Raw genomic sequence first — 20,668 nt, forward strand, 5'->3', positions numbered from 1 at the left:
CCACCCTTAAAGACAACTGGAGCATCCGCATGAGCATCCCGGCCGACCTCAAATACACCGAATCGCACGAATGGGTGCGCACCGAATCCGACGGCACGCTGACCATCGGCATTACGGATCACGCGCAGGAAGCACTGGGCGATGTCGTGTTCATCGAATTGCCGCCGGTGGGTAAGACCGTTGCCGCCGGCGACGCCGTCGCGGTGATTGAATCGGTGAAAGCAGCATCCGATATCTACGCACCTGTGTCCGGCGAAATTGTCGGCGCGAACGAAGCACTGACCGGCACGCCGGATCAGATCAACGGCACGCCGTACGAAAGCTGGCTCTTCAAGATCAAGCCCGCCGCCGATGCAAACACGGATCGGCTCATCGATGCCGGTGCGTACGGCACGTCGATCGGCGAGTAAATCTTTTAACGACCGTGCGGCGTGCTTGGGCTCGAAAGCAAAACCACGCCGCACCTGCAGGAATTCTCATGAAGCTCGAACACCCGGACCGTCTGATGAACCGCTCATCCTTGTCTCTCGCCGCGCTCGAATGCCACGATGCATTTGCCCAGCGGCACATTGGCCCGGATGCGGCCGACCAGCACGCCATGCTTGAAGCGCTCGGTTTCGCGTCGCGCGCGGCGTTCATCGACGCGGTGATTCCCGAGGCCATCCGGCGCCACGAAACGCTGCCGCTCGGCGCGTTCACGCAGCCGAAAAGCGAAGCGGAAGCGCTGGCGTCGCTGAGGAAACTCGCGGATCAGAACCTGGTGTTCAGGAACTACATTGGGCAGGGTTATTACGGCACGCACACGCCCGCTGTGATCCTGCGTAACGTGCTTGAAAATCCGGCGTGGTACACGGCTTACACGCCGTATCAGCCGGAGATTTCGCAAGGCCGCCTGGAAGCGTTGCTGAACTTCCAGCAGATGATTATCGACCTCACAGGTCTCGCGATTTCGAACGCTTCCTTGCTCGATGAAGCTACCGCCGCCGCCGAAGCCATGACGCTGCTGCAGCGCGCGGGCAAGCCGAAATCGAACTTGTTTTATATCGCTGACGATGTACTGCCGCAGACTATCGAAGTCGTGCGAACGCGCGCGAAACCTGCGGGTATTGAAGTCAAAGTTGGTCCCGCCGCCGACGCCGCCACGGCCAACGCATTCGGCGTGCTACTGCAATACCCGGGCGCGAATGGCGATGTACGCGACTATCGCGCTGTGACTGAGGCGGTTCATGCGGCCGGCGGTTTTGTGATCGCCGCCGCCGATCTGCTCGCTCTCACGCTGCTCACGCCGCCGGGCGAATGGGGCGCGGACGTGGCTATCGGTAATACGCAGCGCTTTGGCGTGCCGGTCGGATTCGGTGGTCCACACGCGGCGTACATGGCCGTACGCGATGACTTCAAGCGTCAGATGCCGGGCCGTCTTGTCGGCGTAACCGTCGATGCCCAAGGCAAGCACGCACTGCGTCTCGCGCTGCAAACGCGTGAACAACATATCCGCCGCGAAAAGGCGACATCGAATGTATGTACGGCGCAGGCGTTGCTCGCGATCATGGCCAGCATGTACGCCGTGTATCACGGGCCGCAGGGTCTGAAGACCATCGCGTTGCGCGTGAATCGCGTCGCGTCGATCTTCGCCGCCGGCGTGCAGAAGCTCGGCTATACGCTCGCGAACGAGACGTTCTTCGATACCGTCACCATCGTCAGCAGCGCGAATACCACGGCGCTGCATCAGGCAGCATCGGCGGTACATGTGAACCTGCGGCATATCGATGCAACGCACGTAGGCGTTTCCGTCGATGAAACCACCACGCGCGACGGCCTGCTCAAGCTCTTTGCAGTGTTCGCGGAAGTGGTCGGCAAGACGGAGACATTCGATATCGACGCACTCGATGCCGACGCGAAAGTCTCCTTGCCGAAAGCACTCGAACGCACGAGCGATTACCTCACGCATCCGGTATTCAACCGTCATCATTCCGAACACGAAATGCTGCGCTACTTGCGCAGTCTGGCGGACAAGGATCTCGCGCTCGACCGCACGATGATCCCGCTCGGTTCCTGCACGATGAAGTTGAACGCAACGTCCGAAATGCTGCCCGTTACGTGGCCTGAATTCGCGCAGATTCATCCGTTCGCGCCTGCTGAGCAAACCGTCGGTTATCGGACGATGATCGATCAACTCGAGCAAATGCTGGTTGCGTGTACCGGTTACGCGGCGGTATCGCTGCAGCCGAACGCCGGCTCGCAAGGCGAGTACGCCGGCTTGCTCATCATCCACGCGTATCACGAGTCGCGTGGCGAAGGGCATCGGAACATTTGTTTGATTCCGTCGTCGGCGCACGGGACGAACCCGGCATCGGCGCAAATGGCCGGCATGCAAGTCGTGGTCGTTGCGTGCGATGAACAAGGCAACGTCGATATCGCCGACTTGAAGGCGAAGGCCGACAAGCACGCCGCGAACTTGGCGGCAATCATGATCACGTATCCGTCCACGCACGGCGTGTTCGAAGTGAACGTGCGCGAGATCTGCGAGATCGTGCACGCGCACGGCGGGCAGGTGTACGTCGATGGCGCGAACATGAACGCGATGGTCGGTCTCACTGCGCCAGGCCAGTTCGGCGGCGATGTATCGCACCTGAATCTTCACAAGACCTTCTGCATTCCGCATGGCGGCGGCGGACCGGGCGTGGGTCCAGTCGCTGTCGGCGCACATTTGGCCAAGTTCTTGCCGAACCAGCATTCGACCGGTTATCAACGCGATGCGGCTGGCATTGGCGCGGTATCGTCGGCGCCTTACGGCTCGGCTGCTATCCTGCCGATCTCGTGGATGTACATCGCGATGATGGGCGCGCAAGGGCTCACGAACGCCACCGAAAGCGCGATTCTCGCGGCGAACTATGTGGCGAACCGGCTCGCGCCGCATTACCCCGTGCTGTACAGCGGCGCGGGCGGTCTGGTCGCCCACGAGTGCATTCTCGATCTGCGTCCGCTGAAGGAAACCAGCGGCATTTCCGTCGATGACGTCGCCAAGCGCCTGATCGATTACGGTTTCCACGCGCCGACCATGAGCTTCCCGGTGCCGGGCACGCTGATGGTCGAGCCGACGGAATCGGAATCGAAGGAGGAGCTGGATCGGTTTATCGATGCAATGATCGCCATTCGCGACGAAATTCGCGCGGTGGAAGAAGGCAAATCGGATCGCGAAGACAATCCTCTGAAGAACGCGCCGCATACGGCAGCGGTGGTTGTTTCGGATGGCTGGAGCCACGCCTATTCGCGCGAAACGGCGGCGTATCCGCTGACATCGCTGATTGCGCGCAAGTACTGGCCGCCGGTCGGCCGCGCCGACAACGCCTATGGCGATCGCAACCTGTTCTGCTCGTGCATTCCATTGTCCGAGTACGGCGAATAAGCATGCGTTTCGAACTGTCCGGCTTTGCTAAAAGCCGGACAGTTTTGCCGGATTCACACAACACCAGATACCATCTCTCCCGAACCAAGCCAATCAGGGAGTTTTGCATGGCGCGACAGGTGCGAGTGGTGAGTAAAACGTGGCGTGTTCCGGCGATCATCGCGGCCCTTGCAACATCGGCAATCAGTGCGCCAAGCGCGTTTGCCGCAATGAATTTTTGCGCCGCGCCCGCGATGCAAACCAGTGAGCGCACGAACGCCGATCCGGGCGTAAAAGCACTGGTGCAAATGGTGCAGTCGCGGCTGAACGACCAGCCGAAGGCGCGGGCAACGCTTCATACGGAAGGCACCTTGCCCCATCAGGGCATCCGTGACGAAAGCGAAGAAGCGGAAAAGGATCTGGGATTAATGCGCGACGCGGCGCTGGCGTGGCGCGCAACGGGCAACGAAGCGTATTTGCGTCTCGTCGACCGGTTTTTATTCGCGTGGGTCACGACCTATCAGCCGAGTTTTAATCCTATCGATGAAACGAATTTCGAGTCGCTGATCCTCGCCTACGACCTGACGGCGAGCGCATTGCCGGTGAAGACACGCAACGCGTCGAGCGCGTTTATCTCGAAGATGGTGACGGGGTATGTCGTGGATATCGATAAGCAGAAACGGCCGCTGACCGGCACGTATCGGAACAACTGGCAGAGCCATCGGATCAAATTGATTTCGATGGGCGCGTTCACGACCGATGACCGCAAGCTGATCAACGCGGCGCAGCGGCTGTATGTGGAGCATATTGGGGACAACATTGCGCCGGACGGTTCGACCGTCGATTTCGCCGAACGCGACGCGCTGCACTACGTGACCTACGATCTACAGCCGCTGGTCACGGCCGCGCTCGCGGCGCGGCGTCATAACCGCAACTGGCTGACTGAGCGATCACAGTCGGGCGCGACGCTCGCCGCCGCGCTGAACTGGCTCACGCCCTATGCGCTTGGTACGCGCACGCACGAAGAATTTGTTCATTCGAACGTGCCCTTCGATGCCACCCGCCGCGAGGCCGGTTTGCCCGGTTATTCGGGCACGTGGGATCCGAAAAACGCGGCCGAATTGTTTCATCTATCGGCGCGGCTTGACGGGCGTTACGCGCCCATTGCGCTGCGTCTGGCGCCCACGCCGCCGGCCTGGCTTGCAGTTTGTTTGCCGTTGCCGGCGCGCTGATTTTTTAGCAGCACCTTTGCAGGAGCAGTCATGGCAGTCAGCGTTTTCGATCTTTTCAAAATCGGCATCGGTCCGTCGAGTTCGCATACGGTCGGGCCGATGCGCGCCGCCCTGATGTTCGTGCAAGGGCTCGAACGCGATGGTCTGCTGGACGCCACGGCTAGCGTGAAATGCGAGTTGTATGGCTCGCTCGGTGCAACCGGAAAGGGTCACGGTACGGATCGAGGCGTGATGCTCGGCTTGATGGGCGACGCGCCGGATACGGTCGATGCCGGGACCATCAGCACGCGTCTGGAGACCGTGCGCGCGACGAAAAAGCTCATGCTGCTGGGGCGTCACGAGATTCCGTTCGTGCTGAAGGAACACATTGCGTTTCTGCGGCAAGCGCTGGCTGAGCATCCGAACGGCATGAAACTCCACGCCTTCGATGCCGACGGCGTTTCACTGCGCGACTCGACGTATTTATCGGTGGGCGGTGGTTTTGTGGTGACGGCGGGGGCATCGAATGTGAAGGTGCTGACCGCGATTGAACAGTTGCCCTACGCGTTCCAATCCGGCGATGAATTGCTCGCGTTGTGCCGTGAAACAGGCAAATCTGTAGCGCAATTAATGTGGGAAAACGAGCGCGTTTGGCGTAGCGAAGAAGAGATTCGTTCGGGCTTGCTGCGCATTTGGGAAGTGATGCAATCGTGCGTGAAGCGCGGTTGCGGAATCGATAATCCCGACGCCGATGGTTGCCTGCCTGGTCCGTTTCAGGTTAAGCGGCGAGCGCCGGTTTTGTATCGGGCGCTGGTCGATAAACCCGAGCAGGCGCTGCGCGATCCGCTTTCCATGATCGACTGGATCAACCTGTACGCCATCGCGGTGAACGAGGAGAACGCGGTGGGCGGGCGCGTTGTCACAGCGCCGACGAATGGGGCAGCGGGGATTATTCCGGCCGTGCTGCACTACTACGACCGGTTCATGCCGGGATCGAATGCGCAGGGCGTGATCGACTTCTTGCTGACGGCAGCGGCCATTGGGATTCTGTACAAGATGAACGCGTCGATATCCGGCGCCGAAGTCGGATGCCAAGGCGAAGTGGGCGTTGCATGTTCGATGGCAGCAGCAGGGTTGGCAGCGGTCATGGGCGGGACACCGACGCAAGTTGAAAACGCCGCCGAGATCGGGATGGAACACAACCTCGGGCTGACTTGCGATCCAGTTGGCGGGATGGTGCAGATTCCATGCATCGAACGCAATGCGATGGGATCGATGAAAGCCGTGAACGCTGCACGCATGGCAATGCGCGGGGATGGTAGCCATTACGTGTCGCTTGATTCGGTTATTAAAACCATGATGCAAACTGGCGCCGATATGAAGACCAAGTACAAAGAGACGTCGCGGGGTGGATTGGCGGTGAATATTGTTGAGTGTTGAGCGAATCCGTTTGCCAGGGTTAGCGGTCTGGGTCGACGGCTAACCCCAAAACCAGCACCCAGGGCACCCCCAGCAAAACCCCTCGCTAGCGCCCGCGCCCCGCCCGAGCGTAAGCTATGAAATCCCCTGCCCATTGCCACTAGCGCGAAACCTTCTGGGAGATTTCATCGCATGACATCTGCTGTCCCGTCCGCAAACACCCTTCCGACCACGGGCGCACGCCTGGTCGTCGATGCGCTCCTCACGCACGGCGTCGAACGCGTCTTCTGCGTGCCTGGCGAAAGTTTCCTCGCCATCCTGGATTCCCTCCACGATGAAACCAGCCGCATCCAGACCATCGTGTGCCGCCACGAAGCCGCCGCGGCCAACATGGCTGAAGCGGTAGGCAAGCTGACCGGCCGCCCCGGGGTGGCGCTCGTCACGCGCGGCCCGGGCGCCACGCATGCATCAATCGGCGTCCACACCGCATTCCAGGATTCCACGCCGATGATCCTGCTCATCGGCCAATGCGCACGCGAACACATGGACCGCGAGGCGTTTCAGGAAATCGACTATCGGCGCATGTTCGGGCAAATGGCGAAGTGGGTCGCGCAAATCGACGATCCGCGCCGCATTCCCGAATATCTGAGCCATGCGTTCCACATCGCAACCTCCGGCCGGCCGGGCCCGGTCGTGCTCGCCTTGCCGGAAGACGTGCTGAGCGACGCATGCGAAGCCGTGCCCGGAGCGCCGCGTTATCAGCGTGTGGCAGCGTCACCCGCGCCTGCGCAGATCGCGCGTTTGCACGAGATGCTCGCGGCATCGAAGAAACCATTTGTCATTGCCGGCGGCAGCGGATGGACGCCCGAAGCCACGGCGGATTTCGCGCGCTTCGTCAAAGCGTGGCAGTTGCCAGTCGGCTGCGCCTTCCGCTTCCAGGACACGCTGAACAATAATCACCCGAACTACGCCGGCGATGTCGGCCTCGGGATCAATCCAGCCCTCGCCGCCCGCATCCGCGATGCCGACCTGCTCTTGGTCCTCGGCCCCCGAATGGGCGAATCGACAACCGGCGGTTACACGCTGCTCGACATCCCCAAGACGAAACAAACGCTGATCCACATTCACCAAGGCGCCGAAGAACTGGGGCGCGTGTATTCAGCGGATCTGCCGATCGTTTCAGGCATGCCGGAAATGGTCTCGGCGCTCGTAGCGCTCAAGCCCCCCGCAGCCATTCCGTGGAGCGGCGCGATTGAAGCGGCGCATGACGCGTATCTCGCGTGGCGCAAACCTCGGCCCATGCTCGGCGATGTCCAGCTCGGCGAGATCATGGAGCAACTCAGCGAACATCTTCCCGCCGATGCCATCGTGACGAACGGTGCGGGGAATTACGCGACGTGGTTGCATCGGCACTATGCGTATCGGCACTTCCGGTCGCAGGTCGCGCCGACTAGCGGCGCGATGGGTTACGGCGTGCCTGCGGCCATCGCGGCGAAGTCGTTGTATCCGGAGCGCGTCGTGGTGGCGTTTGCGGGCGATGGATGTTTCATGATGTCGAGCCAGGAATTGGCGACGGCAATGCAGTACAAGCTCGCGGTGATTTTCGTGGTCGTGAACAACCAGCAATACGGCACGATCCGGATGCATCAGGAACGCCACTATCCGAACCGCGTGCACGGCACGGCGCTGACGAACCCCGACTTCACCGCCTACGCGCGTGCATTTGGCGCGCACGGAGAACTCGTGGAATCGACGGCGCAATTCATGCCGGCATTCGAGCGCGCGGTGAAAACGGGATTGCCGTCAGTGATAGAAATAAGGATTCCACAAGATGCGAGCACCCCGGCGGCAACGTTGGATCAAGTGAGGGAGCAGGGAGAGAAATTGCGGCAAAAATAAACGCCAGCCGCTCACCGTGGCGGCGATGCATATTCGCGAACAAGGGGGTTTCACAAAGACCCGCGCAAAAGCGAACACAATCCAGGAGACGCAAGACCATGGCATCGCAAGCATTCCTGCAGGCACGAGACTTCCTGTTACGTCATCGCGACGACTACGCCACCGCGTACAAAGACTTCGCGTGGCCCGAACTCATGGAGTTCAACTGGGCGCTCGACTGGTTCGATGAATACGCACGCAGCAACCTTGCGCCGGCGCTGTGGGTGGTCGAGGAGAACGGAGACGAGACGAAGCTCTCGTTCGCGGAGTTGTCGGCGAGATCGAATCAGTTGGCCAACTGGCTGAGGCAGCAAGGTGTCGAGCGAGGCGACCGGATCTTGCTGATGCTGCCGAACCAGCCGGCGCTGTGGGAGACCATGCTCGCCGCCATGAAACTCGGCGCCGTCACCATTCCCGCGACCATGTTGCTGACGCCGGCCGACATAGCCGACCGCATGACGCGAGGCGAAGTGAAGCATGTGATCGTGGCATCGAGTGAGACCGCGAAGTTCGATTCCATCGATGCAAACAAAACTCGCATCGCCGTCACTATCCCGCAGAACGCGACGTTGCCCGAAGGCTGGTTGAATTTCGCCGATGCCTTCAACGAAAGCCCTTCGTTCGAGCCCGAAGGCAGGACGCTCGCGACCGATCCGCTGCTGCTGTATTTCACGAGCGGCACGACAAGCCGTCCGAAGCTGGTTCTGCATAGTCACCAGAGTTACCCGGTGGGGCATTTGTCGACCATGTACTGGATCGGCTTGAAACCTGGCGATGTCCATCTCAACATCAGCTCGCCGGGCTGGGCGAAACACGCGTGGAGTTGCGTCTTCGCCCCGTGGAATGCGGGCGCGACCGTGTTCATCCACAACACGTCGCGCTTCAGCGCAAAGGCCACGCTGGAGGCGCTCGTCGAGCACCAGATCACTACGCTGTGCGCGCCGCCGACCGTCTGGCGCATGATGATCCAGGAAGATTTATCGGCGTATAAGGTGCACTTGCGCGAAGTCGTTGGCGCCGGCGAGCCGTTGAATCCGGAGATTATCGAGCGCGTAAAAAAGGCCTGGAACCTCACGTTACGCGATGGTTTCGGCCAGACCGAAACTACCGCGCAAATCGCGAATTCGCCGGGTCAACCGATGAAACCAGGTTCGATGGGCAGGCCATTACCCGGCTACCGGATCACGCTGCTCGATCACGACGACAATCCCGCCCAGGAAGGCGAACTCGCGCTGATCCTCGACCCGAAGCCGCTGGGTTTGATGGACGGCTACGTGGACGATCCGTCGAAGACGCAGGACGCAATGCGCGGCGGGCATTATCGAACGGGCGATGTAGCGTCTATCGATGACGATGGTTACTTCACCTACGTAGGCCGCTCCGACGATGTCTTCAAGGCAGCGGATTACCGCATCAGTCCGTTCGAACTGGAGAGCGTGTTGATCGAACATCCGGCGGTCGGTGAAGCGGCGGTTGTGCCGAGTCCGGATCCGCTGCGGCTATCGGTGCCGAAAGCATTCGTCGCGTTGCGCAACGGTTATGAACCAACCAGGGAAACCGCGGGCGAAATCCTGAAGTTCGCCGCGCAGAAACTCGCCGCTTACAAGCGCATTCGACGCATCGAGTTCTATGAATTGCCGAAGACGATCTCGGGGAAAATTCGTCGCGTAGAACTAAGGAAAACCGAAGAAGCGCGAGGCAGCGACGCACGCCGGGAGAATGAATACTGGGAAGAGGATTTCAGCGCGTAGAAACTTGAACGCGCTGTACTGTCGCCGGAACCGGGGTATCGAGTCAATCCGGGAGTCGACTCGATACCCACGACAAAGTGTGTCGGTCATAAAGCATTCGTGACAGAACATCCGTAGGAAGACACGACTCCATTCGGAAAAGCTGAATTCACATCGAATCTGCGATCAAAATTGGCCCCCCCGGTTCTCAAGTGAAATATCCATTGATCGACGACAAGCCGTGTAGCGCTCAACAGCTACATGCTCCTAGGCTTCCGCGAAACAATGGATTCTCTACATGCAAAAGCCCGAACTGGTGTGCCCTGCCGGCAATCTGCCGGCGCTGAAAACCGCGGTCGATCATGGTGCCGACGCCGTCTATATGGGTCTGAAAGACGCCACCAATGCGCGCAATTTCGCCGGCCTGAATTTTGATATCGATACCGCGCGCGAAGGTATCCGCTACGCTCACGCGCGTCATCGCCGGGTTCTGATGGCGATCAATACCTTCCCGCAAGCCGGAGAGGAAAAACGCTGGCACCAAGCCGTGGACATGGCAGCGGATCTTGGCATTGATGCCGTGATCATGGCCGACATGGGCCTGCTTGATTACGCTGCGCGCACGCATCCGCACCTGCGCCGGCACCTGTCTGTCCAGGGCTCGGCGACCAATTACGAAGCCATCAACTTGTGCCGCGACCTGTTCGGTATCGAACGGGTTGTGCTGCCGCGCGTTTTGACGCTGGCGCAAGTCGAACACGTTATTGCCAACACTCCCGTGCAAGTCGAAGTCTTCGGTTTTGGGAGTCTGTGCGTCATGGTGGAAGGCCGCTGCCTGCTGTCGAGCTATGCCACGGGGGAGTCACCCAACACGGCCGGCGTATGCTCGCCGGCTAAAGCCGTGCGCTGGCAGGAAACGGCTAACGGCACGCAGGCGCGCTTGTCGGGCATCTTGATCGACGAATATGGGCAGGACAAGCCGGCCGGCTATCCAACGCTGTGCAAAGGCCGCTTCCAGGTCAACAACGACATCTACTACGCGCTTGAAGAACCCACCAGCCTCAATGTGCTGGAACTGCTGCCCGAACTGCTCCGGATCGGTGTTTCCGCCATTAAGGTGGAAGGGCGGCAGCGGAGCCCGGCTTATGTCGGCGAAGTGACGCGCACGCTGCGTGCCGCCATCGATGAAGCAACGGCCGAAGGGCCGCGCTTCCATGTGAAACCGGCATGGCGGCAATCGTTGGGGAAGGTGTCTGAAGGCCAGCAGGCAACATTGGGCGCTTACTCGAGACCGTGGAAATGACAGGAGCACGAACGATGAAACTGACACTGGGTCCATTGCTGTACTTCTGGACGCGCGATGAAGTCATGAAGTTCTATGCCGAAGTCACGTCATGGCCGGTCGATACAGTGTATCTCGGTGAAGTGGTGTGCAGTCGCCGGCGGGAACTGCGCACAGACGACTGGCTCGCCGTTGCCCGTGATCTGCGCGATGCCGGCAAGGAGGTGGTGTTGTCCTGTCAGGCGTTGCTCGAGTCGGAGAACGAACTCAGGGCGCTGCGCCGCTTCACAGAAAACGGCGAATTCATTGTGGAGGCTAACGACCTGGGCGCGGTACGTCTGCTGAACGACAGGCGCTGGGTTGCTGGCACGACGCTGAATATCTATAACGCCACCACACTCGCCTTGTTTGCACGGCAAGGCGCCATGCGATGGGTTCCGCCGGTGGAAATGGCACAAGACAGGCTGGCGGCCGTCCTCCAGGATGCCCCGCCCGGCATGGAGACCGAAGTGTTCTCATGGGGCCGCCTACCCTTGGCGTTATCGGCACGATGCTTTACCGCTCGCCATTTCAATCTGAAAAAAGACGATTGCGAGTACCGCTGCCTTGAGTTTCCGGATGGTCTCGATCTTAAAACACGTGAAGGTCAGGCATTTTTGACCATCAACGGTATCCAGACTCAGTCGGCCGCTACGCAATCGCTACTTCCGCATTGGGCCGCCATGGCCGCGATGGGCGTCACCGGGATTCGGCTCAGCCCTCAACGGGAGCATACCGGGCGCATTGTCGAGCTCCATCGCGAGTGCATCGCGGGCAAGGCAATCGACTACGCGGAACTGGCGGCGTATGCCCCTATCTCGCTGTGCAACGGTTATTGGCAAGGTCAGCCCGGTATTCAAATGGAGAACGCTGCAAATGTTTGCGTCTAAATTCCCCTCGCCATTACCACTTCTCGCGCGTATCGCGCCGTATCTTCCAAAACGATGCTGGTCGGACGCAATGGCAATCACGCTGGAAATGGCCCGTCGCGCCAACGCGCTTCCCAAGGATCTATCCCTATTGGATGGCAAGACCGTATGCGTTCGCATCGACGATCTCGGCAAGCAGGCGGCAGTTTGCTTTCGTAACGGACGCTTTTGTCCGGCTCGCGCGCATGAAGCCGCCGACGTCAGTTTTCGAGCGTGCGCAGCGGACTATCTGAAACTGCTGCGTCGCGAAGAAGACCCCGACACCCTGTTCTTTCAGCGCAAGTTGCGGATCGAAGGCAATACGGAATTAGGGCTGGCGTTGAAGAACATGCTGGACAGCATGGAGTCCCCTGCCTGGCTCATGAAAGCGATGAGCATTCTCTAGTCTGCGCAAAACAGAGCGCACAAGGCAAAAACCCCGCAGCGCGGAGCGCATGCGGGGTTTCCTTGAACTAAAGCGGGAAAACTATTACTTCCCACCCACGCTTTGCAGCGTCGTCCATTTGCCATCGACGACCTTGTACAGCGTGATCCCGCCGTTCTTCAAATCGCCCTTCGAGTCATACGCGAGCTGCTTCGACGTCACACCAGCCATGTCGGTTTTAGCAAGCAGCGGCAGATACTTCGCCGGGTCCGTCGAGTTCGCCGTCTTCATTGCCGTGAACATGGCCATTGCGCCGTCGTACGCGTACGGCGAGTACGTTTGCACGTCCTCATTGAAACGCGCCTTGTACTTCGCAACATAAGCCGCGCCACCCGGCATTTCATCGAGCGGCAAACCAGCCAGCGACGCCACCGTGCCGTCAGCTGCATTGCCTGCGATCTTCAGGAACGTATCGGTCTTGACCATTTCGCCCGCCATCAACGGCGCGCGCATGCCCAGCGTCTTCATCTGCTTGACCATCGGGCCGGCTTGCGAATCGGCGCCGCCGTAGTAGACCAGATCCGGATTCAACGACTTGATCTTCGTCAGAATTGCCTTGAAGTCGACGGCCTTGTCGTTAGCGTATTCACGATCCACGATGGTCGCGCCCGATGCCTTCGCAGCCTTCTCGAACTGGTCGGCGAGACCTTGGCCATAAGCCGTGCGGTCATCGACAATCGCAATCTTCTTCATCTTCAGCGTCTTCACCGCGAACTCGCCAGCCACCGAGCCTTGCTGCGTGTCGGAGGTCATCATGCGGAATGCGGTCTTGTAACCTTGCGTCGTATATTCCGGCGCGGTTGCCATCGCGATTTCGGGAATGCCGGCGTTCGCGTAGATGCGCGAAGCGGGGATCGTCGTGCCCGAGTTGAAGTGGCCGAGCATGCCCTTGACGTTGTCGTCAACGAGCTTCTGCGCGACGGTCGTGCCGGTGCGCGGGTCGGCCTGGTCATCGGCGGAATCGAGCACGATGCGAACCGGCTTGCCGCCAATCACGGGCTTCGTTGCGTTGAAATCTTCGACTGCGAGCACCACGCCGTTCTGGAAATCCTTGCCGTAGTGCGCTTGCGCGCCGGTCATCGGGCCGGCGAATCCTACCTTCACGTCTTCAGCAGTTTGCGCCTGAGCTGTTGCAGCAACCGACAGACCTGCGACCAACATTGCTGCTGCCAGCTTCTTCATCGTGTAATCCATAAACTCTCCTGATTCCCATGTAAGTGGCAGCGTGTGCCGGGATCGCCGTGCCTGCTGCCGTTTGTTTGAGCCAACCGCCGCGCTGATAACAGCTCAGCCGATCGTCATCAAATTCGCATTGCCGCCCGCGGCCGCCGTATTCACGCTCACCGAGCGTTCCGTCAGCAACCGTTCGAGCGCGTATTCCTGCTCGCCATCGTGAGCGTCGTCAGCGAAGGCTCCCGCCGGCACGCCCTGCACCGAAACAATCGGTCCCGGGCGTTTCGCGACGTCCTTCACCAACGCCATCAATTCGTCGCTGTCGCCTTCGAACAAGACTGCATCGAAGGCCGCGTCCTGGCTCTTGCGCGTCGATGCATACGGCTTGATCGATGCCGGCAACGCCGCCACGAGTTGTTCGCCCGCCGCGCCGGAAAACAGCGCTTTATTGCCCGTGGCGAGCACAGCGGCGAGTTGCGCGCGAGCGCCGCTTGCCGTCGATGCCACGCAAAGAACCGTTCCGCGTGCGCCGAGCGTGTAGGTGTTGCGCTCGCCGGTCGGGCCGGCCAGCACGGCGGTCGCACCGGCCATCACGTGTTGCAGATGGCCTTCGCAACGTGCCGCCGTTTGCGGATCGCGTTCGGCGATCGCCCAATCGCGAAACGCGCTCAACGCAGCCGGCGTTTCGTTCGCGGCCGTCTGATCCACGATCAACGCGCTTTCAAGCGATTTCGGCAAGCCCGTGGGACGCTTGGCAAGCAGCCGCTGCAAGTACAGCGCGCCACCCGCTTTCGGTCCCGTGCCCGACAACCCTTCGCCGCCGAACGGCTGCACGCCGACCACCGCGCCGATCACGTTGCGGTTCACGTAGATGTTGCCCACGTGCGCGCGGCTGACGACGTGCGCGATGGTTTCATCGATACGCGTATGGATGCCCAGCGTCAGCCCGTAGCCCGTCGCTTTAATTTGGTCGAGCAGTTTATCAAGATGTGCCCGGCGATACCGCACTACGTGAAGTACGGGACCGAATACCTCGCGCTTCAGCTCATCGATGGAATCAAGTTCGATCAGTGTCGGCGGCACGAACGTGCCTTGCGCGCAGCCTTCGGGCATGGGCAATTGCACGACGTTGCGACCCTTCTCGCGCATCGATGCAATATGCGCGTCGATGCTCTGCTTCGCTTCGGCATCGATCACCGGGCCGACATCGGTGGAAAGACGATCGGGATTGCCCATCGCGAGTTGCCGCATGGCGCCGGTCAGCATTTCAAGCGTGCGATCCGCGACGTCGTCCTGCAGGCACAACACGCGCAGCGCGGAGCAACGTTGACCGGCGGAATCGAACGACGATTGCAACACGTCCGCGACCACTTGCTCAGCCAGCGCCGATGAATCGACGATCATCGAATTCTGTCCGCCCGTCTCCGCGATCAGCGGAATCGGCCGGCCATCCGGATCGAGCCGTTCCGACAACGTCTTGTTGATCAAACGTGCGACTTCCGTGGAACCGGTGAACATCACGGCACGCGTGCGCGGATCGGCGACCAGCGCCGCGCCCACGGTTTCACCATTGCCCGGCAGCAGTTGGACCGCGCCCGGCGGCACGCCGGCCTCGCGCAGGATGCGCACCGCTTGCGCCGCGATCAACGGCGTTTGTTCGGCCGGCTTCGCGAGCACCGTATTACCAGCAGCGAGCGCGGCCGCCACTTGTCCCATGAAGATCGCGAGCGGGAAGTTCCACGGGCTGATGCAGACCACGGGGCCGAGCGGACGATGGGTATCGTTGGAAAACTCGCTGCGGATTTGCGCCGAGTAATAACGCAAAAAGTCGATAGCCTCGCGAATCTCCGAGACCGCATTCGCCAGCGATTTCCCTGCTTCGCGCACGACGAGACCCATCAGCGTATGCATCTGCGCTTCGAGCAGATCGGCTGCGCGGGCGAGGCAATCGGCGCGTTCATCGACAGGTGTCGATTGCCAGATCGGCGCGGCGGCGACGGCGTTACTCAGCGCGAGGGAAACTTGCTCCGACGTCGCCTCAACCACGGTTCCAACCAGATCGCGCAAGTCGGCGGGATTGCGAACGTCGCGGGCGACGCCGTCCACTACATCGGCGGATTCCAGCATCGGCGCCGCGCGCCATGGATGATTCGCGCTCGCGAGCAACGCCGACGACAACGACGCCAGCCGATGCTCATTCGACAAATCGAAGCCCATCGAATTGAGGCGCTCGCTGCCGAACAACTGACGCGGCAGCGCGATCTTGGCATGAGGCAAACCGAGCGGCGTGAGCTTGGACGCTTCGTCGATAGGGTCCTGCACGAGGTCGCTGACCGGAATGGTTTTATCCGCGATCCGATTCACAAACGACGTGTTCGCGCCGTTCTCAAGCAAGCGCCGCACGAGATACGCGAGCAGCGTTTCGTGCGTGCCGACAGGCGCATACACGCGACACGGCCGGTTGAGTTTGTCGCGGCCGGTGACTTCTTCGTACAGCGGTTCGCCCATGCCGTGCAGGCACTGGAACTCGTACTGGCCGGGATAATAGTTCCCACCGGCGAGATGATAGATAGCCGACAACGTGAACGCATTATGCGTGGCGAATTGCGGGTAGACGGCATCGGGCGCGCCAAGCAATTTCTTCGCGCAGGCCACGTACGAGATGTCCGTATAAATCTTGCGCGTATAGACCGGATAACCTTCGAGGCCATCGACTTGCGCGCGCTTGATTTCCGAGTCCCAGTAAGCGCCCTTCACCAAGCGAACCATGATCCGATGCCGGCTGCGACGCGCCAGATCGATCAAATAATCGATAACAAACGGGCAGCGCTTTTGATACGCCTGCACCACGAAACCAATACCGTTCCAGCCGGCCAGCTCGGGATCGAAGCACAGCGCTTCGAGCAGATCGAGCGAAATCTCAAGCCGATCGGCTTCTTCCGCATCGATGTTCAAGCCGATGTCGTAACGGCGCGCGAGCAAGGCCAGCGCTTTCACGCGCGGCAGCAACTCGGTCATCGTGCGTTCTTGCTGCGAGCGCGAATATCGCGGATGCAACGCGGACAGCTTGATCGAAATCCCCGGGCCTTCATAAATGCCGCGAGATCCGGCAGCTTTACCGATCGCGTGAATCGCCTGCTCGTACGACGCGTAATAGCGAACCGCATCTTCTTCGGTCGTCGCGGCTTCACCTAGCATGTCGTAGGAATAGCGGAAACCGCGCGCTTCGAACTTGCGGCTGTTCGCCAGCGCTTCCGAAATCGTCTCGCCGGTGACGAATTGCTCGCCCATCAAGCGCATGGCCATATCGACGCCCTTGCGGATCAGCGGTTCACCGCCGCGCCCGATCAAACGCGTCAACGCCGATGACAACCCCGCTTCGCTATTCGTCGTCACCAGTTTGCCGGTGATCATCAGGCCCCACGTCGCCGCGTTCACGAACAGCGACGGCGCTTGGCCCATGTGCGAGCGCCAGTCGCCCTTGCTGACTTTGTCGCGGATCAGCGCGTCGCGCGTGGCGCGATCGGGAATGCGCAGCAAGGCTTCAGCGAGACACATCAGCGCGACGCCTTCCTGGCTGGACAGCGAAAACTCGTGGATCAGGCCTTCGACGCCGCCGCCCGTTTGTTTCTTGCGCAGTGCTTCAACCAGCTTCGTCGCCATGGCATTCGTTTCGGCAGCGACGCTCGCCGGCAACCGGGCTTGACCGATCAGGAACGGCACGCATTCCGGCTCAGGGCGCCGGTACGCCGCCGTGATCGCGGCGCGCAGTACGGATTGCGGTTGCACGTTCTGGGCGAAATCGAGGAAGGGATGCGGCGCACCGTCCTCTTCGGAATCGGCGTGCACGGAGGATTCGAGCGCGTCGGCCGAACCGATTGCACCGGACAGTTCAGGTGGCAACTGTCCATGTTCGATGCGTTCGAGATACGCGAAGATGGCTTGCTTGATGAGCCAGTGCGGGGTCCGCTCGAGCCGCGTAGCGGCATCTCTCAGGCGGGTGCGCAGCAGATCGTCGACTTTGACGCCCAGGGTGGTGCTCGCCATATATCGTTCCTTGCCGGAATCGGAGCCGGCGATAGCTTGAAAAGTGGCCGAATCGTAACCCGCTCATAAAAAAGGTGCAACCAGCATTTCGAGACGGGTTGCACCTTTCAAAAAATCCTTTGGGAACAAGGGATTAGGGGTAATTGAGTATGGCCGTTTGGGCTGGACGCGTTCTAGCATTCCGCGTTCGATAATTTTTCTTCGGTCACCCCTAATTAATCGCTGCCGGGTGCCGATAAGAACGGTACGGCCATAGAGCGACAAAAAATTCGCCAGCCGTCCTACTAATTAGCCAAGCGGTTTCGGGGAGAAGGACATGAGCAGCTGGACGATTTTTTGCAGCATCTGGGCGATGAGCGTAATGTGCGTGGTGTTTTTCATCCGTGGCGCGCATCCGCATGTCGAGCGGCCAGTGCGTGACCGCGATAGCGTCAATGACATGACGGTTGGCGGCCTGACGGTTGCACGCGTGCAAGGCGCGGACCGCGGCAATAGCTGAACGGCTGAGAAGGCTAAGGCCTGGATTGAACCACCGGCCTTAAATATCGAGTGGATCGACTTCGACGTTCCATCGGATCACACCCTTCACCTTGAGACTGCGTAATGCCGGCTGCCACGCCCGCAACGCATTCTGCAACACGGCCCGCGACGCACATTCGAGCAACAACTGCGCGCGGTGCACGTTAAACACCTTCACGATAGTCAGCGGCACCGCGTCGTACACGGTCACGCGTTCGGCCCCGGCCAGCGCGGCGAACCCGGCTGCCGCAGCGCCCAGAAAGTCCAGCGCGGCTTCGAGCGTGCGCCCTTCGGCGCGAAGCATCGCTTGATAAACGAACGGCGGCAAATGCGCATCGCGGCGCTCGGCCAGCGTGGAATTGGCAAACCCGACGTAATCGTGCCGGGCCAGCGCGTGATAAAGCGCGTGCCGCGCGTAACGCGTCTGGATCATCACTTCGCCCGGCAAGCCGGCGCGCCCAGCTCGGCCGCTCACCTGCATCAACTGGGCAAAAAGGCGCTCGCTCGCCCGGAAATCGTGGGAAAAAAGCGCGGTATCGGCGTTAAGCACGCCGACCAGCGTCACGCGCTGGAAGTCGTGGCCCTTCGCGATCATCTGCGTGCCGACGAGGATATCGACCTCGCCCGCGTGGACATCGGAGAAAAGCGCTTGTGCGCTGCCCTTGCGCCGCGTGCTGTCGGCATCGATACGTAACACCCGCGCACCCGGCACCGCCGTCGCGAGCGTTTCTTCCACGCGCTGCGTGCCGCGGCCCATCGGCGCGATATCCACGTTGCCGCAGTCCGGACAGGACTTGGGAATCCGCGATTCCCAGCCGCAATGGTGGCAACGCAGCGCGCGTTCGGGCTTGTGCAGCACGACGTAGGCGCTGCATCGCGGGCAACCAGCGACCCAGCCGCAGGCGTCGCACGAAAGGATAGGGGCGTAGCCGCGCCGGTTGAGGAACACGAGGCTTTGCTCGCCGCGTTCGAGGCGCGTTTTCATCGCGGCAATGAGCGGCCCCGACAAGCCTTCCACCGACGCCCGTCCGCGCTGCCGCTCCTCTTCGAGATCGATCAGCCGGACGCTCGGCAGGACCGCAGTCGCCACGGCGCGCCGCGTGAGCGTCAGTTTGGTGTATCGGCCCTGCTCGGCTTGCCACCAGCTTTCCAGCGATGGCGTCGCCGACCCGAGCACCACCGGAATCCCCAGCTTGTTCGCCCGATAAACCGCCAGATCACGCGCCGAGTAGCGCAAGCCTTCCTGCTGCTTGTAGGCGGGATCGTGTTCTTCATCGACCACGATCAGCGACAGCTTCGGCAACGACGCCAAAATCGCGAGCCGCGTTCCCAGCACGAGCCGCGCTCGGCCCGTATGCGCCGCGAGCCAGTTCCGGGCGCGCTCGCCTTCGGCCAGCCCGCTATGCATCGTCACGATGGCGCCTTCCGGCAACGCAGCAAACCGCGTGCGGAACGCGGCTTCGAATTGGGGCGTGAGGTTGATTTCCGGCACGAGCACGAGCGCTTGGGCGTCGGGACGCGAACCGAGCAAATGCGCCAGCGCGTGGAGATAAACCTCCGTTTTCCCGCTGCCGGTCACGCCATGCAGCAGGAACGCGGCGAAACCTTCCGCGCCGGTGATGGCATTGACGGCATCGGCTTGCTCGGCGGTCAATCGCGGCAAAAGCACGTCGGTTGCGTGCAGCGCGCCCTTTTCGACCGCAGGCGCGAGCCCGATCTCCGGCTCCGGCACATCGCCGGTTTCCAACGATATCCATCCGCGCGTTTGCCATTCATCGAGCGTCGCACGCGCTTTAGGATGCAGCGCGCGCGCCTCGGCAGCAGGCAACGTGGGATTGGCGGCAAGGGCATCGGCGAGACGGCGCAAGGCGGTGGCGCGCGGCGGCAACGCGTCGGGCAAACTTGCGCGCCCTTCCGGCATCAGCCGATACCGCTCCTCGGGCGCGAGCAACTTCGCCCAGCGCGAGGCGTCGCGCAGAACCTGCGGTAACGCGGGCAGCGCCACTTCGCCCAAACCGCGCTGGTAATACTCGGCGGCGAACAACGTCAGCGCGCGCCACTCATCGGCGAGCGGCGCGAGCGTGCTGCAAATGGCCGCTACGTCGCGCAACTTGTCCACAGGGACATCGGAATGATCCGTGACCTCGCAAATCAGGCCGACGGCGTCGCGACGTCCGAAGGGAATTCGTACCAGCATGCCGGGCAACGGCGTGGGCGCCAGATCGTATCGATAGTCGAAAAGCGTCTGGAGTGGATGGTCCAGCGCGACCCGGACGAAGATGCTCAATTGACGCACCCGCCGCAAGCCACGCCAGCGCGGTCGCTCCACCTGACCATGGGACTGTGTGGGGCAAAGTTAAAGTGAAACATCACAATCAACGCTAAGCTGCGGATTATTTTTGAGATTTCGAAGCTTTCCACAGGCCTGTGGATAACTTTGTTGAGAACTTTGATTGACAGGGACAAAAAGTGGCGATCTCGCTCGTTGTGTGCGATAGCCCACATTTCGGGTTGGTCTCAAATTTCTCTTATTAATCATGTATTTGAAGACACCAAACATGCCTTCTTAAGG

At 60.9% G+C, this 20,668-nt stretch carries 13 protein-coding genes; 10 read left to right on the forward strand and 3 right to left on the reverse strand.

Annotated features, from left to right (window positions below):
- The first annotated feature begins 29 nt into the window (after positions 1 to 29).
- The 9 genes from gcvH to ubiT all read left to right on the forward strand — a co-directional run bounded on the left by gcvH (position 30) and on the right by ubiT (position 12,318).
- Entirely contained in the window at positions 30 to 410 is a 381-nt protein-coding gene (gcvH, locus tag ACSQ83_RS07970) for a glycine cleavage system protein GcvH (RefSeq protein ID WP_436227767.1), read from the forward strand.
- Between the two features lie 68 nt (positions 411 to 478).
- Positions 479 to 3,406: an aminomethyl-transferring glycine dehydrogenase gene (gcvP, locus tag ACSQ83_RS07975; protein ID WP_436227768.1), complete on the forward strand. Its 2,928-nt coding sequence runs from the start codon at positions 479 to 481 to the stop codon at positions 3,404 to 3,406.
- Positions 3,407 to 3,513: 107 nt separating this feature from the next.
- Positions 3,514 to 4,617 (forward strand): alginate lyase family protein, encoded by a 1,104-nt coding sequence (locus ACSQ83_RS07980; RefSeq protein WP_436227769.1) that lies wholly within the window; start codon positions 3,514 to 3,516, stop codon positions 4,615 to 4,617.
- Between the two features lie 30 nt (positions 4,618 to 4,647).
- On the forward strand, positions 4,648 to 6,036 hold the full coding sequence (locus tag ACSQ83_RS07985) for an L-serine ammonia-lyase (RefSeq protein ID WP_436227770.1): 1,389 nt from the start codon (positions 4,648 to 4,650) through the stop codon (positions 6,034 to 6,036).
- A gap of 171 nt (positions 6,037 to 6,207) precedes the next feature.
- A complete protein-coding gene (locus tag ACSQ83_RS07990) occupies positions 6,208 to 7,914 on the forward strand; it encodes a thiamine pyrophosphate-binding protein (protein ID WP_414947775.1) in 1,707 nt (568 codons plus the stop codon).
- 98 nt (positions 7,915 to 8,012) lie between these two features.
- Positions 8,013 to 9,704 (forward strand): AMP-binding protein, encoded by a 1,692-nt coding sequence (locus ACSQ83_RS07995; RefSeq protein ID WP_414967625.1) that lies wholly within the window; start codon positions 8,013 to 8,015, stop codon positions 9,702 to 9,704.
- 277 nt (positions 9,705 to 9,981) lie between these two features.
- Entirely contained in the window at positions 9,982 to 10,986 is a 1,005-nt protein-coding gene (ubiU, locus tag ACSQ83_RS08000) for a ubiquinone anaerobic biosynthesis protein UbiU (RefSeq protein ID WP_436227771.1), read from the forward strand.
- Between the two features lie 14 nt (positions 10,987 to 11,000).
- Complete coding sequence (locus ACSQ83_RS08005; RefSeq protein ID WP_436227772.1) at positions 11,001 to 11,894, forward strand: U32 family peptidase; 894 nt, start codon at positions 11,001 to 11,003, stop codon at positions 11,892 to 11,894.
- A complete protein-coding gene (gene ubiT, locus ACSQ83_RS08010; protein WP_436227773.1) occupies positions 11,881 to 12,318 on the forward strand; it encodes a ubiquinone anaerobic biosynthesis accessory factor UbiT in 438 nt (145 codons plus the stop codon). The genes ACSQ83_RS08005 and ubiT overlap by 14 nt, the downstream gene beginning before the upstream one ends.
- Before the next feature lie 84 nt (positions 12,319 to 12,402).
- On the opposite strand, the gene ACSQ83_RS08015 is transcribed toward ubiT, so the two are convergent.
- Together ACSQ83_RS08015 and putA are read right to left on the reverse strand one after the other, a co-directional pair.
- On the reverse strand, positions 12,403 to 13,551 hold the full coding sequence (locus ACSQ83_RS08015) for a branched-chain amino acid ABC transporter substrate-binding protein (RefSeq protein WP_436227774.1): 1,149 nt from the start codon (positions 13,549 to 13,551) through the stop codon (positions 12,403 to 12,405).
- A gap of 93 nt (positions 13,552 to 13,644) precedes the next feature.
- Positions 13,645 to 17,577: a trifunctional transcriptional regulator/proline dehydrogenase/L-glutamate gamma-semialdehyde dehydrogenase gene (gene putA / locus ACSQ83_RS08020; protein WP_436227775.1), complete on the reverse strand. Its 3,933-nt coding sequence runs from the start codon at positions 17,575 to 17,577 to the stop codon at positions 13,645 to 13,647.
- Positions 17,578 to 17,893: 316 nt separating this feature from the next.
- Between putA and ACSQ83_RS08025 the strand changes: the two genes are divergently transcribed.
- Positions 17,894 to 18,076 (forward strand): hypothetical protein, encoded by a 183-nt coding sequence (locus tag ACSQ83_RS08025; protein WP_436227776.1) that lies wholly within the window; start codon positions 17,894 to 17,896, stop codon positions 18,074 to 18,076.
- Positions 18,077 to 18,115: 39 nt separating this feature from the next.
- Here ACSQ83_RS08025 and ACSQ83_RS08030 read toward each other — a convergent pair whose 3' ends face one another.
- Entirely contained in the window at positions 18,116 to 20,377 is a 2,262-nt protein-coding gene (locus tag ACSQ83_RS08030) for a primosomal protein N' (RefSeq protein ID WP_436227907.1), read from the reverse strand.
- Positions 20,378 to 20,668 lie beyond the last annotated feature (291 nt).

This window comes from Caballeronia sp. LjRoot29 (assembly GCF_964252755.1).
Taxonomy (GTDB): Bacteria; Pseudomonadota; Gammaproteobacteria; order Burkholderiales; family Burkholderiaceae; genus Caballeronia.